We start from the raw sequence: 15,127 nt of genomic DNA, 5'->3' as shown, positions 1-15,127 counted from the left end.
GACATACCCTTGCTCGTGGGTTGGAAAAGTCAGGATTCTTTCTGTCGTCGGAATGACAAAAATGATCTAATCGCTTTAATCAGTGGCTTATACGTACCCGTAAGCACATTAATCAGACGTGACGCTTACATCGCGTCGTTCTCAACGTAATGCCTTCAATCCGTCAACGGTTTAAATCGATCCTTTCCTGGCTGCTGCCGCTTGCCTCACTCGGTTTGCTGGCGGCTGTTGTGGTTGGGCAGCTGGCGGGGCCTTATTTCTTTCTGTTCGATCTGGCGGGGCAGTTTGCGGTGCAATATGTTGGGCTGGGTACGTTGCTGCTGGCGTGGAGCATGCTTGCGGGGCGATGGCGCTGGGCACTGGTCAACGGCCTCAGTGTCGGGTGGCAGGCGGCGCTGGTGCTTCCGTGGCTCACGGCCCAACCGCCCCTGCTGACGCCCGGTCGACCCGGTTTTCGGGTGATGCACGCCAATGTGCTGTTTACGCGGCCAGACATCCAGAATACGCTCGACCTGGTAGCGCAGCAGCAGGCCGATCTGATCGTCTTGCAGGAAATGACGGTGGAGCAAATTCCGCGCGCCGCCGCCTACTTCCAGGCAACGTACCCACACACCGACACCGTTCGGGCCAAGGGCCTGAGCCACATTATGGTACTGAGCCGGACGCCCTTCCGGGTCGACGCGGCCGCGAAACAAAGCCATCAGGTCATTCACCTGACGACGAACATCCGGGGGCATGCCGTCGAGCTGATGACGGTGCACCCCCGCCCGCCCATTTTCCCCGGCTGGTTTGCCGACCGAAATCGGAAACTCGCCTTCGTGTCGGAGCGCTTCCAACGTACCCGGCAACCGGCGCTGCTGATCGGCGATTTTAATATCAGCCCGTTTGCGCCTTTATACCGGCGCTGGTTTCAGCAGCCGGGTGTGCACGCCTGCCGATATGGGTTTGGGCTACAACCCACCTGGCCGCGCTTTCTGCCCGTGGCCTATCTGCCTATCGATCACGCCTTTGTCAATGATCGGCTCAGCACCCGGCAATTTACCGTACTGACGCAGCGCGGCTCCGACCATCAGGCCGTGCGGGTCGATCTACAGTTTCGCCCCTGAAAACAGACGAATTGGTTAAAACACCCTACTCAGTTAATGGGTTTAGTGGGTAGTTAAACCAACCAACGTTATGGCAACGAAGAACGACAAGGCCCTCGATCAGGTCGAGCACGAATACGACGAACAGAAAGCAGGTGGCAAAGCCGACAACGGCGTTGGTCACGGCAGCAGCGGTGCTGGCCGGAATAGTACCTCACACAAAAGCGCCAAGCATTCAAAAGGGGGTAGTAGCGCCGGCAAAGCGAGCGGCGGCACCAAAGGCGGGCATAGTAACTAAAGGCAAGGAATGGCGAGGTAGCTGCGTGCAGGGAATGGCAGGGACGTACCCAGCTATCCCCTGCGCGTAGCCACCCTGCCGTTCCCTGCACGCAGCTGCCCCGCAGCGAAGCCTAAAAAATATACCGAATACCACACCAGGGGATTTCTTCCTGCACCAGCCGCTCGAAAATGGCGATCATCTTGCTCTTGAGCTTATGATCGTAGCGGATGTTCCAGCCCCCAAACTGACTGCGCTTATTCTCCTGCAACTCGGGCACCCATAGCAGTTCTTCGGCCTTCGGGTTGATCTGCAAATTGGCCTGGTGCTGAAACTGATTGTGCGTCAGAAAAATCACCTCGCAGTGTAGCTGCGCTTTCACCTCCGGCCGCAGCGCTTCGTCGAGCTGTCGAAACAAGGCTCGGTAGTCGTCGCGCCACTGTTTGCCTCCATACACAATCACCGGCGAGAAGTTTACGTGAACTTCATAGCCCGCGTCGTAAAAATCGTTGATAGCTGCCAGCCGCTTCTCGATGCTGTCGGTGCGCACGTCCACAAGCTTGCTCACATGCGCGGGCATCAGGCTGAACCGAATGCGGATCTTGCGTTTCGGGTCGAAATCGAGTAGGTCGGGGTTGACAAACTTGGTGGCAAACGTCGCCTTGGCTCGCGGATGATCACGGTAAAACGCAAAGACGTCGCGCAAGCCCGCGTTCAGGCTATAATCAACGGCAATGTCGGAGTTGCAGCCGATGTCATACGTCCAGTAGACGGGGTCGGTCTGATTGGCGGGTTTAGGCCAGTCGAGCGTGTGCACGTGCCGGTCGACCGTCGCCGTGATCTCGTCGGTATTGGTGAAGAGCGTAATGGGGTTGACCGCCTTATGCCGATCGACGTAACAATAAGCACAGCCTGCAAAACAACCGTTGGCCAGACTCGGCGCAATATAGTCGGAGCTACGCCCGCTCCATTTACAGTCCTGCGTCTTCAGCTTCCCCAGCACCAGCACATCCGACTTCACTTTATAATGATTCATGCCCAACTCGGGCAGGCGGTTATGCTGCGTGATCTGTAGCGTTTCGGCGTTGGGGTATTGGGCTAGAATGGCCTCGCCCTGCTCGTTCATGGCATCGGCTGTATAAAGCACCACAGAGGGCTTGAAATCGGGCATGCAAGGGTGTTGAGTGGTCTATTAAAACAACAGCTTCAGCGCCCGATTGGTTCTTTATGTTATCTGGTTAACTTATTGATATTTAGGAATTTACATATAAAATGGACGTGGTTTTACGAATGTATTATACATATATGGTGATAATAGCATAAGTCATGCCGACCCAATTGAAAACAGGTTGAAAATTAATTGAGCGAGCCATCCTGAAGCAAGTAATTGATTGAACGACAAAGTTTTATCAGCTCATAAAAAAATTGTACTTTAACAATATAGATACCACGAGTGGGTTGGCATAGCTCGTGCATTATTGAGCACTGAACTGCTTTATCCAACTTTTTTCCTTATGCGAAAACTTGTACTTAGCCTATGTGTAGGAGCAGGGCTATTAACGGCCTGTCAGCGCACGGCTGACGATCCTTTGCCCGCAACGTTGCCAAGTGAGGCGGCCCGGGTCGCGGCTAAACCAACCAAGTGTTCGACCCCGTTGTCGGTGAAAATTAAGAGTAGCGTCAAAGACATGGATCGGCTGTATCTGTTCGAGGCCATGTATGTGGGGCGCAACGGCAAAGATTCGGCGGTGGCCGGATCAACGTACCAGGATCTGATCAACGGCGACCAGCTTGACTTCAGCGGGTTGGCCTACGATAAACCGGTACGACTACGGCTGTACGAAAACGAACAGGACAAAACGAAATTTGTCTCGTCAGGTACGTTCTCATCCTGCGGGCAGGGTGGGGCCGAGTTTGATCTGCGGTCGTTCAAACTGTCGACGACACCCACGCCCGTGACGTTCCAGGTCAAATTCCCCTGCGCCGATGTCGAGCAGAAAAAACTGCCCGCTACGGTAGCCGTCGAATTCCGGGCCGCAGGCACCAGTCAGTGGTTTCCGCTGCTGACGCTGAAGCGCGAAGATGTGAAGAAAAACATGCTGGTGGCGAGCACCTACCGTGTGGTGAAAGGCAAAGCCTACGATGTGCGTATGAATGTCTTCTTCCTGCCGTTGTCGCAGAACAACACCCTGGTTAGTAAAGACGTCCTTGAAGTACCCGTCAATACGTCGATTTTCTGCAAGTAGTACGTTTGCAACCCGATCCCATCCCTCGCCCCCGGCCACAACCGGGGGCTTTTTTATGGTCTGTCGTTTGGCGATTCCGCAAGAATCGGGTTGAGGGTGGCGGGCGTGTTGTCGACCTTTGTGTGAGTCAACCAACAAGCCGACATGAACACGCAACCGCCGCATACGTACCTGCAGATAGCTGACGCCATCGAACACCTGATCGCGCATCAGCACGCGCAGCCGACCCTGGCTGAACTCGCCGAGCGGGCCAACCTGAGCTCCTTTCATTTTCAGCGGCTGTTCACCGAATGGGCGGGGGTTAGTCCGAAGAAATTCGGGCAGTACCTGACGCTTGATTATGCCAAGACGCAACTACGCAACGGGGCCGTGCTGAGTGCCGTGGCCGATGAAGCGGGCCTGTCGGGGGCGGGGCGGCTGCACGACCTGTTTGTCAGCATCGAAGGTGTTACGCCGGGTCAGTTCAAGCAGGGGGGGCTAGGGCTGCTGTTGCACTACGGCGTATTCGACAGCCCGTTTGGCCCGTTTGTGCTGGGCAGTATTGGCGGCAAAGTGGCGCTGCTACACTTCCTGACCGACGACAACGTACCTGAAACGCTGCTAACCCAGGCGTGGCCCGAAGCGACGCTCGTTTGGGAGCCAGCGGTGGTGCGCCCGCTGGCCGAGCAGATTTTTCCACCCGTCGGCGTAATGGGTACGTCTGCGCAACCCCGCCGGCTTTCCGTACTGATGCGTGGTACGGCGTTTCAGCTAAAAGTGTGGGAGGCATTACTCACTATCCCAGAAGGCCATCTGGCGAGTTATGACCAGATCGCGGCCACCATTGGGCAACCAACGGCCACGCGGGCGGTAGGCACGGCCATCGGGGCCAACCCGGTCGGTTATCTGATTCCCTGCCATCGGGTGATTAAAAAGACGGGCCTCTTTGGCGGGTATCGGTGGGGCACGAGCCGCAAGCAGGCTATCCTCGGCTGGGAAGCAGCCCGGCGGGAAGCTGTGTTGGTATAGATAGTCCTCTCAGCAGCCATGATTCGTCAGATCGACCTGGGAACAACGCGAATGGCACAGCTGCGGCAGTTAGTCGTTCTGGTCCGGCAGGGGAGGCTGACGCTGGGAGGGTATGGCCCCGGCAACATCTACGGGCGACTTAATTGCCGGGCGGGCAAGCGGATGTTGTCACGCAATCGGGTCTTTTTTCGGGATAGTCAGGAGGCAATTAAAGCGGGTTTTCGGCCCTGTGCCGTCTGTATGCCAACGGATTACAAAGCCTGGAAAGCTAATCGTGTCGCCCCGGTGCGGGGCTAAGTGCCGTGGCAAGGCCACCTGTTGCCTGCCTGTAGCGTAACCACCGCCCCGCTTCTGTTTGCCAAACCCGGCCGGGTACCGTATTTTTGAGGTTTACGGACGCGACAACCTGACCGTCACATGACACCAGCAGCCAACGAATCGCCCGCCGAGAGTAACCACGCGGGCGGTCTGAATTTTATCGAACAAATCGTCGAGGAAGATATCTCGGCCGGCCTCCACGACGGGCGCGTGCTGACCCGTTTTCCGCCCGAACCCAACGGATACCTACACCTCGGGCACGCCAAATCGATTTGCCTCAACTTCGGGCTGGCGCAGAAATACGGCGGCCAGACCAACCTGCGTTTCGACGACACGAACCCCGTTACGGAAGACACCGAATACGTGGATTCGATCAAGGCCGACGTGCGGTGGCTGGGCTTCGACTGGGCGCAGGAACTCTACGCGTCTGACTATTTCGAGCAGCTCTATCAATTTGCCGAAACGCTGATCGAGAAAGGGTTAGCCTACGTGGACGACTCGACCTCGGCCGAGATTGCGGCCCTGAAAGGCTCGCCCACAGTGCCGGGCCAAAACAGCCCGTACCGCGACCGGTCGGTGGCCGAAAACCTCGACCTGTTCCGGCAGATGCGGGCGGGAACGTACCCAGACGGTGCCAAAGTGCTGCGGGCCAAAATCGACATGGCCTCGCCCAACATGCACTTCCGCGACCCGATCATCTACCGCATCAAACACGCGCATCACCACCGCACGGGCGATACCTGGTGTATCTACCCGATGTATGATTTCGCGCACGGACAGTCCGATTCGATCGAGAAAATTACGCACTCGATCTGCACGCTGGAATTCATTCCGCACCGCCCGCTCTACGACTGGTTTATCGAACAACTCGACATTTTTCCGTCGAAACAGTACGAGTTTGCCCGGCTGAACCTGACCTACACGGTCATGAGCAAGCGGAAGCTGAAAAAACTGGTGGAAGGCGGCCACGTAAGTGGTTGGGACGACCCCCGCATGCCGACGCTGGCGGGGATTCGTCGGCGCGGCTATACGCCCGACAGCCTGCGCGAGTTTTGCGACCGCATCGGCGTGGCCAAGCGCGACAACCTCATCGACGTAGGCCTGCTGGAATTCTGCATCCGCGAGGAACTGAACCGCACCACCGACCGCGTCATGGCCGTGGTGGACGAAAAGCCCATCAAGCTGGTGCTGACCAACTACCCCGAGGGGCAGGAGGAGACGCTGCACATTGAAAACAACCCCGAAGATGCCGACGGCGGCACTCGCGAAGTGCCCTTTAGCCGGGAGGTGTACGTCGAGCGCGACGACTTTATGGAGAATCCGCCGAAGAAGTATTTCCGGTTGGCGCCGGGTCAGATGGTGCGTCTCAAAGGCGCGTACATCGTGCGTTGCGACGAGGTCGTGAAAAACGAGGTGGGCGAGGTAACCGAACTGCACTGCACCTACGTACCTGAAAGCAAAAGCGGGCAGGATACGTCGGGTATCAACGTTAAAGGCACAATCCATTGGGTATCGGTGGCCCACGCAGTGCCGGCTCAGGTACGTCTTTACGACCGCCTGTTTGCCTCGGAAAACCCCGCCGCCGACGAAAAAGAACTGGATTCCGACGAAACCGACGCGTTTTTGTCGTTGCTGAACCCCAACTCACTCGTAACGGTGCAGGCGTTAGTCGAGCCGAATCTGGCGCATCGCGCTGTGGGCGACCGGGTGCAGTTCATGCGCAAAGGCTACTTCTGCGTCGATGCCGATTCAACCGACGAACAACTGGTCTTCAACCGCATCGTAACGCTCAAAGACGCCTGGGCCAAAGAGGTGAAGAAAAATTAGTGATAAGCCAAGGTCGATAAACGATACGTGGTGCATGATTCGCTTGGTGATCATGCACCACGTATCGTTTATTACTCAGTACTTTACGCCGTTTACCACATTTAATACACTTGTTACAACCTGCGCTGCATTTTTGTAGTCATCTGGTCATTAAACCAGTACCCGCTTCGTGACTCAAAGGGGAAACCAATCGGATGGATTATGAAAACAGGAGCTTTACGTGTCATTGGTAGTCTGTTGCCTGCGCTGTGGCTGCTTAGCAGTTGTGCCACGCAGTATTACCAACTACAGCCCGTTTCGGGCGATGTCGCGCAGATCGACGGTCGGCGCGTGACTAAAACTATAGCCGATAGCGTAGAAGTCGTGGCTTCGTTTGAGCGCGAAGACATGGACTACATCGCCCTCGACGTGGAGGTGAAAAACCGCACCAACCGCACGCTCGACATTGATCCGTCGGCCTTTCGGATGACGTTGCTCGACGCCAATCGGCAACCGCTGGCGCAACCCGGCACGGTGGATTTCAAGCAGGCCGCCGACCCGGATTATGAACTCGAACGGGTACCCCAGAAAATCAGGCAGGAAGAAGCCCGCCTCAAGCGGAACAAGATTCTGAACACGGTGCTGATGGTAGCGATTGTTGCGGCCGACGTGGCCTCAACGACAGCTCCGAAACGCAACGGTCGGGAGTTTAGCCAGTACATCAACACGCAAAATAACCTGGCTGTCGCCTACACGGCCCTTCAGGCCAAACGGGTGATCGACCACGGCACCTTCGCCGACAAAATGCAGCGGTTTCGGTTTGAAGAATACCGTTGGCGCGAACTGGCCATGAAACGATCGCAGGTTGAACCCGGTCAGTCGGTGCGTGGGTACGTCTACCTGCCCAAGGCCCGCGCGGCAACGTACCTGAACATCACGTACCCCACCGGCACCAACACCCTCGAACTCCTCTTCGAACAACGCCTGACCAAGGTGAGGCCGCGGTAAGTGAATGCACAATGAATAATGTACGATGTACAATGGGCTGGCGCAAGCATTCTACCGCGCCAGCCCATTGTACATCGTACATTATTCATTGTGCATTCACTTACCGGCTCACGGCTGCTAGCAGATCGGCTTGGGTGATGACGTGGATGTGATCCTGTTCGTCGCGGACGAGCAGGGCTTTGTTGTCGCGGTCGATGAGCGACGAGAGCACGTCGAGCGTATTGTCTAACCCCACAAATTTGAAGGGCTTGTCCATCACCGTTTCCACCGCCTGATCTTTGATCGTCGGGTCGTCGATAAGGCGCGTCAGGATCGATGAGTCGGTGAGGCTGCCGACAATGTGGCCGCTCGTGTCGGTGACCGGCATCTGCGAAATACCCTGTTGGTTCAGCAACTGAATGGCCTTGCTCACCGGCATCTGCTGCTCCACGGTCGTCAGGCTGCTGCGTCCGTTTTTCGATCGGACGATGTCGCGGGCCGTTGCAAACTGGCGCGACTCCAGGAAGCCGTGGTCCTTCATCCAGGTATCGTTGTAGATTTTGCCGAGGTAGCGCGTGCCGTGGTCGGGGAGGATAATCACCAGCACGTCGTCGTCCTGCAGGTGCTCACGAGCCCATTCCAGCGCCCCGTGCGCCGCCGACCCGCACGACCAGCCCACAAACAGGCCTTCTTCGCGGGCCAGCCGCCGGGCCATGATCGCCGCGTCTTTGTCGGTGACTTTCACAAAGTGGTCGATCACGCTGAAGTCGACGTTTTGCGGCAAAATGTCTTCGCCAATGCCTTCGGTAAGGTAGGGGTAGATCTCGCCCTCGTCGAATACGCCGGTTTCCTTATACTTCTTGAACACCGAACCGTAGGTGTCGATACCCACCGACACGATGCCGGGATTTTGTTCTTTCAGAAATTTGCTGGTGCCGCAGATGGTGCCGCCCGTGCCTACGCCCGCCGCAAAGTGGGTGATGCGCCCGTCGGTATCGCGCCAGATTTCCGGGCCGGTGGTTTCGTAGTGCGCCGCCGTGTTCGACAGGTTGTCGTACTGGTTGGGATAGAGCGAATTGGGAATCTCCTGATTCAACCGTTTGGCCACCGAATAATACGAGCGGGGGTCGTCGGGCGTCACGTTGGTGGGGCACACGACCACTTCGGCACCCACCGCCCGCAGAATGTCGATCTTCTCCTGCGACTGCTTGTCGGCCATCGTGAAGATGCATTTGTAGCCTTTGCCGATTGCCGCCAGCGCCAAACCCATACCCGTATTGCCGCTCGTGCCTTCGATGATGGTGCCGCCGGGCCGGATAAGTCCCGCTGCTTCGGCGTCTTCGATCATCTTGATGGCGATGCGGTCCTTTACCGAGTTGCCGGGGTTGAAGTATTCGACCTTCGCCAGTACCGTGCCCCGGATGCCTTTCGTGACTTTGTTCAGTTTCACCAGGGGCGTGTCGCCAATGGTGTCGATGATGGAATTGTAGTAGTTCATGTTGATGAGGTATTATTAAACCTATAAGGTCTGAGAGACCTTATAGGTTTTGAAAAGTACTAACTTTTCGATTGCCTTTACCCCGTAATGGTTTCGGTACGGCCCACCGTCGTGGTCGTTGTTGGCGACGTGATGCTGTCGACATACCGCCATTCCGAAACGGCCCGGCTCGGGCTGAAGGTCATCATCGAATATCCTTTCTTCGAAATATTGGCGTATTGCAGATCGTCGATCAGCAGCATCAATGCCTGTTCAAAGAAGCCCAGGATCGTCGCGTTATTACCGACGATGCCTTCAAAGCCAGGTGAGGTAACCGAGGGCGTAGCCACTTCTTTACCAACGAGTGACCCGCCGTTGGCCAGCAGATCAGAATACCAGGCGTTGTGCGTGTCGCCGGCCAGCGCAATCAGTTTTTTTCCTTTTGCCAGCGCGTAGACCGCCTCGCGTTCGGCCGGGTAGCCATCCCAGGCGTCCAGGTTGTAAGGCAGGACAGTATTCACCCGGGCCAGTTCCTGCGGGGTCAGGGTCGGGTCTTTCGCCAGTGCCCGCTGCTTAAGGGCCGACAATTCCAGTACCTGACTCTGCACGCGCTGAATCGTAGCGGGGGTGACAGAGCCCTGCGTACTTTCGGCTTCGGCCTGCGTGATGCTCAAGAGCAGTTCGATGGGCAGGTACATTTTGGCCATCAGCACCTGTTGACCCAGCACCTGCCACGCCGCCGTGCCCGACCCCAGTGCCTGCCCCAGCCAGCTCAGCTGCTCACTGCCGAGCATGGTGCGCTGCGGATTGAGCCAGTCGCGCTGGAAGGCGGTCGCATCGAGTTGGCCCGCGCTGTTCAGGTACGTGGTATAGTCGAGTTGCTTATCCCGCCCGATCAGGCGCGTATCCAGCATGTGCAGGTCCAGGATGTTGCCAAACGTGAAGCTGCGGTAGATTTTGGCGTCGACCAGCGTACGGATGCCGATGTATTCGTGGTAGGCTTTCAGCGCGTTGGCCTTGCGGGTACTGAAGGGCCCCTCATTGGCCTGATGGTTCTGCGCACCGTCTTTCCAGGCGTCGTTGGCTACCTCATGGTCGTCCCAGACGCAGATAAATGGCTTTTTCTGGTGCGCCAGCTGTAGCTGCGCATCGGTGCGGTATTGTTTGAAGCGCGTCCGGTAATCGTCTAGCGTCAGAATCTCGTTGGCGGGCAGGTGCGCCCGGTTTAGCCCCGCTGTGCTGGTGTTGGAGCCATACTGACCCGCGCCGTATTCGTAGATGTAATCGCCCAGGTGCAGCACCACGTCGGCATCAGAAGCGGCAATGGCACCGTAGACGTTGAACAGGCCGGCCGGGTAGTTGGAACACGAGCAGAAGGCAATTTTTACCTCGTTGCGCTCGGCACCTTTGGGCAGCGTTCGGGTTTCGCCCACCACCGAAGTCGTATTGGTGCCGGTGATGGTAAAACGGTAGAAATAAGCCGTGTTGGACGACAAACCGCTCAGGTCGATGCTGACGGTAAAATCATCATCGGCCAGTGCATCCACCGTTTCGGTCTTAACGACCGTCCGAAAACCGCTGTCGGTAGCCAGCTGGTACGTCAGTGAGACTTTGGTAGACGAGGCATTGGCGGGCGAAACGCGTGTCCAGAGGATGATCTGCTTGTCGGTCGGGTCGAAACTGGCGACACCGTGGGCAAAGCTGCCCTGCTGATTGGGGTCGGTGGGGCCGGGGTCCGGATCTTTAGTGCAACTGCCTACCAGTACGGTAGACAGAATGAGGCTACCCAGGGCCGATTTTTCAATGAAGTCGCGGCGGTTAATTGTCTGCTTACTGGCCATCAGAACATGGATTTTAGAGCGGATTGCTAACCTACGAAGGTACATCCGACGGCGATTCGACCGGCGCTAGGTACGTTATCTGTGCGTTAAGGCCGCGAGTAAATTGATTCGCCGGTGGGCTGTTTGTTGGCTAAACGACCAGCAACCCCGCTTCGCGCCAGTCGGCCCAAACCTCTGATTGGATGAAGGCCTCGAACGTACCCGCCGATTCGGGTCGTAAGGACGTACCCAGGTCCGCAGCCTCAAACTCGGCTTTGAATTGGGCGTAAGTGAGTGGAGCCAGCGCCTGAGTACTTAGTTTGGGCCACATCGACAGTAGCCATTCCCCCAGTTCGGCGGGCATGTCGACCACCAAGTCGTCCTGCCGCCGGGCGAGCAGCAACTCGGCCTGCCTGATTAAGCGTTTGCCCTGTCGCTGAGTCAGTATAGCCAGATCGGGTTTGCGACCGGGCCAGACAACCAGCGCATTGGCGCGGGGTTTGGGCACGTCGGGCTCGGCGATGGCCTTTTCAATGAATCGCTTCGGCACCGACGTACCTGGAATTGGGAACTCGAACCAGCTTTTGAGCGGAAAATCGAGCCCCACGCCGTGCATGAAATTGAACAGCGATTTCCGAAGTCCTTCGGCAAACTGATCGTGGTCGGCACCCAGCGGGTCGAGGTGGTCGAGGTCGTTGTTGGCAAAGGGGCCAAGGCCATCTACCGCCCCTGGTGGGTCGATGCGTGTCACGTCGAAATCGGCGGGGTGCAGGCCCACGGGGCTGTGGGCGGTCATGGCAAACCGATGCCAGAAACCCGACTGCACAACGCCCGCCGCAAACAGTTGCCGCACCATTTCGAGCGAATCGACAGTTTCCTGGGCAGTCTGCGTCGGGAAACCGTACATCAGGTAGGCATGAACCATGATGCCCGCCTGCGTGAAATGGTCGGCCACGAGGGCCACCTGCGCCACGGTAACGCCCTTTTTCATCTTAGCCAGCAGCCGATCGGAAGCCACTTCCAGCCCGCCCGATACGGCAATGCAGCCCGACAGTTTCAACAGCTGGCAGAGATCGGCCGTAAACGCCGACTCAAACCGAATGTTGGTCCACCAGACGACCGTGAGGCGGCGGCGCAGAATCTCGAGCGCTACGTCGCGCATGAGGGCGGGCGGGGCGGCTTCGTCAACAAAGTGAAACCCGTTCTGCCCCGTCTGAGCAATCAACTCCTCCATGCGGTCGCAGAGGAGGGCCGCCGTGACGGGTTCGTAGCGGGCGATGTAATCGAGCGAGATGTCGCAGAACGAGCATTTACCCCAGTAGCAGCCGTGGGCCAGCGTGAGCTTATTCCAGCGGCCATCGCTCCAGAGGCGGTGCATGGGGTTGGTGACTTCAATTACCGAGAGGTAGTCGTTCAGCGGCAGGCCGGTGTAGTCGGGCGTGCCCACTTCGCGCTGCGGTATATCCTTTTCAATGGCGCCATTGCAGAAGATCACCCGCCCATCGGCATTGCGCACGAACGTCCGCTTCAAATCGGTTTGGGGGGAGCTTGCCCCGCCGTGGCGGGGTTGCCCCAGCAGGTGTTCGATCAGCGATCGCAGCGGCGCCTCACCATCGTCGAGGCTGACGAAATCAACGTAGTCGAACAGGCGGGGTTCGGCCAACGTGCGGAGTTCGGTGTTGGCGTAGCCGCCGCCCAGCACCACCTTCACGGCTGGGTACGTTGCCCGGATGTGCTGCCCGCACAGCAGCGCCCCAAACAGATTGCCCGGAAATGGCACTGATAGACAAACCAGATCGGGCGCAAACGTGGTCATATGCCGGTCGAGCTGTTGCAGCAGCAGGTGCCCAATCAGCGACTTGGGGGTTTGCAGGGCCTCATGCAGTTCGTCAAAATGAGCCGCCGACCGACCCAGCCGTTCGGCGTAGCGGCTAAACCCGAAATGCGGGTCGAGCGCTTCGACGATCAGGTCGCTGAGGTCTTCCAGATACAGCGTAGCCAGGTGGCGGGCTTTGTCTTGCAGGCCCATCGTGCCGAACGCCCATTCAAGATCGTCGACTTCGGCAAAGCGGGCGGCTTCGGGCAAGTAGCTCCGTCCGGCGATGGCGTGGGCGAGCGTAGGGTTGCGGTGCTGCAAAAACCGGATAGTGGGGCCGATGGTGGCGAGATAGTCATCGCGCAGCCGTACAATTCGCTCACTGTTTTCAGACAAAGAAAGCGCCTGCTGAACCGCCTCGTCCACGGCGTCGAACACCTGTGCCAGGCCGGTGGGAGAGAAGAGCGCCAGAATCGTTTCGATACCCAAATCGGCCTGTGCCGTGCTGATGGGCAGGGTCGGTACGTCGCCCGTCGCCACGGATGGCCGTCCCAACGTGTTCAGGTAGCCTTTCAGGTACGCTGTGGCGGGGTAAGGCGTGTTGAGTTGCGTAAACGGCGGCGTAAGCAGGAGGAGGCGCAAAATGGGTTCACAGTTTAACGTTTGGTGTTTAGCGTTTAAAGTTGGTTGACGCACGATTACTGACGCGTCAGCCAACTTTAAACGCTAAACACCAAACGTTAAACTGCGAATTCACTGGCTTAATTCCGTATTTGCTATCGATCCGGGGTCGTGATGACGGCGGATTGGGCAGGCGTTTCGCTCGATTTATCCGCGTTGCAACTGACCACAGCACCCGTGGCCGCCAGCGCCAGCAGCACGCAAAACCGGACACCATTCATTTTCGGATAGTTTGTCATAACGTTTTTTCGGTAACCAATACACCTGTAACTGTATCGACCTGCCGACTGTTAATCGAAATCTACTGTTTTGGTAGTTTTATGCAAAAAACCGTGACGATCGTTGCGACTCTTGTGCCAATGACATAGTTTCAACTTTTGCAACGAAAGTTGGTAACCCAAAGCTTGTTCGTATTCAACGCGCACCTATATGCCTGTATTCACCCTCGGTATTGAAGAAGAATTCCAGACAATTGATCCCGTAACTCGTGAACTGCGCTCCCACATGTCGAAATTGGTCGACGGGGGGCAGATAATCCTTCAGGAGCGCGTAAAGGCCGAAATGCACCAGGCGGTGGTCGAAGTGGGCACCAACATTTGCCACAATATTCAGGAGGCCCGGCAGGAGGTTACTTTTCTGCGGCGCGAGATTATGGAACTGGCCGACCGCCAGAATTTGCACATTGCCTCGGCCGGCACACACCCCTTCTCCGACTGGCAGGCGCAGCTGATCACCCCCAACGAGCGCTACGACCGGCTGATCGAAGAAATGCGCGACGTAGCCCGCTCCAACCTGATTTTCGGGATGCACGTGCACGTAGGCATCGCCAGCCGCAACGAAGGCATCCAGATCATGAACGCAGTGCGCTACTTTCTGCCGCATATCTACGCCCTGTCGACCAACTCGCCATTCTGGTGCGGGCGCAACACCGGCTTCAAATCGTATCGGTCGAAGGTGTTTGATAAATTTCCGCGCACGGGCATTCCTGATTTCTTCAGCAGTGCCGCCGAGTACGACGAGTACATTGCGCTGCTGGTGAAAACGGGCTGTATCGACAACGGGAAGAAAATCTGGTGGGACATCCGCCTGCACCCGTTCTTCGACACCATCGAATTCCGGATCTGCGACGTACCTATGCGTGTCGATGAGACGGTTTGTCTGGCGGCGATCATGCAGGCGCTGGTGGCCAAAATTTATAAACTCCAGAAGCAGAACCTCAATTTTCGGCCATATCGCCGGGTGCTCATAGCCGAGAACAAATGGCGGGCGGCCCGCTACGGCATCGAAGGCAAACTGATCGATTTCGGGAAGCAGGAAGAGGTACCCACGCCCAACCTGATCCTCGAACTGCTCGATTTTGTGGATGACGTGGTCGACGAACTGGGGAGCCGCGAAGAATGCGAATACGTGCTGCAAATCCTCAAAAACGGCACCGGAGCCGACCGTCAGCTGGCCGTTTTCAACGAGACCAATGACCTCAAAGCGGTGGTCGATTACATCGTCAAGGAAACTTCATACGGTATCAGGTAGTTGATAGAGTAATGCACAATGTATAGTGTACGATGTACAATGGGTCTGTTAATGAGCCATTTACTATGCTTCGTAA

General features: G+C 57.1%; 13 protein-coding genes. 8 read left to right on the top strand and 5 right to left on the bottom strand.

Annotated elements, in window-relative coordinates; translation table 11 throughout:
* The first annotated feature begins 149 nt into the window (after positions 1-149).
* Both ACAW74_RS18805 and ACAW74_RS18800 read left to right on the top strand, forming a co-directional pair.
* Positions 150-1,106, top strand: coding sequence for an endonuclease/exonuclease/phosphatase family protein (locus ACAW74_RS18805; RefSeq protein WP_370699762.1), 957 nt, complete (start codon positions 150-152; stop codon positions 1,104-1,106).
* A gap of 70 nt (positions 1,107-1,176) precedes the next feature.
* Complete coding sequence (locus ACAW74_RS18800; RefSeq protein ID WP_370699761.1) at positions 1,177-1,383, top strand: hypothetical protein; 207 nt, start codon at positions 1,177-1,179, stop codon at positions 1,381-1,383.
* 112 nt (positions 1,384-1,495) lie between these two features.
* Here the strand turns inward: ACAW74_RS18800 and ACAW74_RS18795 are convergent, their stop codons facing one another.
* Positions 1,496-2,533 (bottom strand): spore photoproduct lyase family protein, encoded by a 1,038-nt coding sequence (locus ACAW74_RS18795; RefSeq protein ID WP_370699760.1) that lies wholly within the window; start codon positions 2,531-2,533, stop codon positions 1,496-1,498.
* Between the two features lie 343 nt (positions 2,534-2,876).
* Between ACAW74_RS18795 and ACAW74_RS18790 the strand changes: the two genes are divergently transcribed.
* The 5 genes from ACAW74_RS18790 (at position 2,877) to ACAW74_RS18770 (ending at position 7,748) form a co-directional block, all read left to right on the top strand.
* A complete protein-coding gene (locus tag ACAW74_RS18790; protein ID WP_370699759.1) occupies positions 2,877-3,608 on the top strand; it encodes a hypothetical protein in 732 nt (243 codons plus the stop codon).
* Between the two features lie 144 nt (positions 3,609-3,752).
* The gene (locus ACAW74_RS18785; RefSeq protein ID WP_370699758.1) at positions 3,753-4,616 is read left to right on the top strand and encodes a bifunctional helix-turn-helix domain-containing protein/methylated-DNA--[protein]-cysteine S-methyltransferase; all 864 of its coding nucleotides are present in this window, start codon (positions 3,753-3,755) and stop codon (positions 4,614-4,616) included.
* Positions 4,617-4,634: 18 nt separating this feature from the next.
* A complete protein-coding gene (locus ACAW74_RS18780) occupies positions 4,635-4,913 on the top strand; it encodes an Ada metal-binding domain-containing protein (protein WP_370699757.1) in 279 nt (92 codons plus the stop codon).
* A 120-nt stretch (positions 4,914-5,033) separates the two neighbouring features.
* The gene (locus tag ACAW74_RS18775) at positions 5,034-6,761 is read left to right on the top strand and encodes a glutamine--tRNA ligase/YqeY domain fusion protein (protein ID WP_370699756.1); all 1,728 of its coding nucleotides are present in this window, start codon (positions 5,034-5,036) and stop codon (positions 6,759-6,761) included.
* Positions 6,762-6,962: 201 nt separating this feature from the next.
* The gene (locus ACAW74_RS18770) at positions 6,963-7,748 is read left to right on the top strand and encodes a hypothetical protein (RefSeq protein ID WP_370699755.1); all 786 of its coding nucleotides are present in this window, start codon (positions 6,963-6,965) and stop codon (positions 7,746-7,748) included.
* 100 nt (positions 7,749-7,848) lie between these two features.
* Here the strand turns inward: ACAW74_RS18770 and ACAW74_RS18765 are convergent, their stop codons facing one another.
* The 4 genes from ACAW74_RS18765 to ACAW74_RS18750 form a co-directional block, all read right to left on the bottom strand.
* A complete protein-coding gene (locus ACAW74_RS18765) occupies positions 7,849-9,225 on the bottom strand; it encodes a cystathionine beta-synthase (RefSeq protein ID WP_370699753.1) in 1,377 nt (458 codons plus the stop codon).
* A gap of 77 nt (positions 9,226-9,302) precedes the next feature.
* Complete coding sequence (locus ACAW74_RS18760; protein ID WP_370699752.1) at positions 9,303-11,045, bottom strand: alkaline phosphatase D family protein; 1,743 nt, start codon at positions 11,043-11,045, stop codon at positions 9,303-9,305.
* Positions 11,046-11,175: 130 nt separating this feature from the next.
* Complete coding sequence (locus tag ACAW74_RS18755; protein WP_370699751.1) at positions 11,176-13,482, bottom strand: B12-binding domain-containing radical SAM protein; 2,307 nt, start codon at positions 13,480-13,482, stop codon at positions 11,176-11,178.
* A gap of 134 nt (positions 13,483-13,616) precedes the next feature.
* The gene (locus tag ACAW74_RS18750) at positions 13,617-13,760 is read right to left on the bottom strand and encodes a hypothetical protein (protein WP_370699750.1); all 144 of its coding nucleotides are present in this window, start codon (positions 13,758-13,760) and stop codon (positions 13,617-13,619) included.
* Positions 13,761-13,950: 190 nt separating this feature from the next.
* Here ACAW74_RS18750 and ACAW74_RS18745 point away from each other — a divergent pair, with 190 nt between their 5' ends.
* Entirely contained in the window at positions 13,951-15,051 is a 1,101-nt protein-coding gene (locus ACAW74_RS18745) for a carboxylate-amine ligase (RefSeq protein ID WP_370699749.1), read from the top strand.
* Positions 15,052-15,127 lie beyond the last annotated feature (76 nt).

This window comes from Fibrella musci (genome assembly GCF_041321105.1).
Classification (GTDB): Bacteria; Bacteroidota; Bacteroidia; order Cytophagales; family Spirosomataceae; genus Fibrella; species Fibrella musci.
Note: the sequence above shows the minus strand (reverse complement) of the source record. Positions and strands in the feature narration are given on the sequence as shown.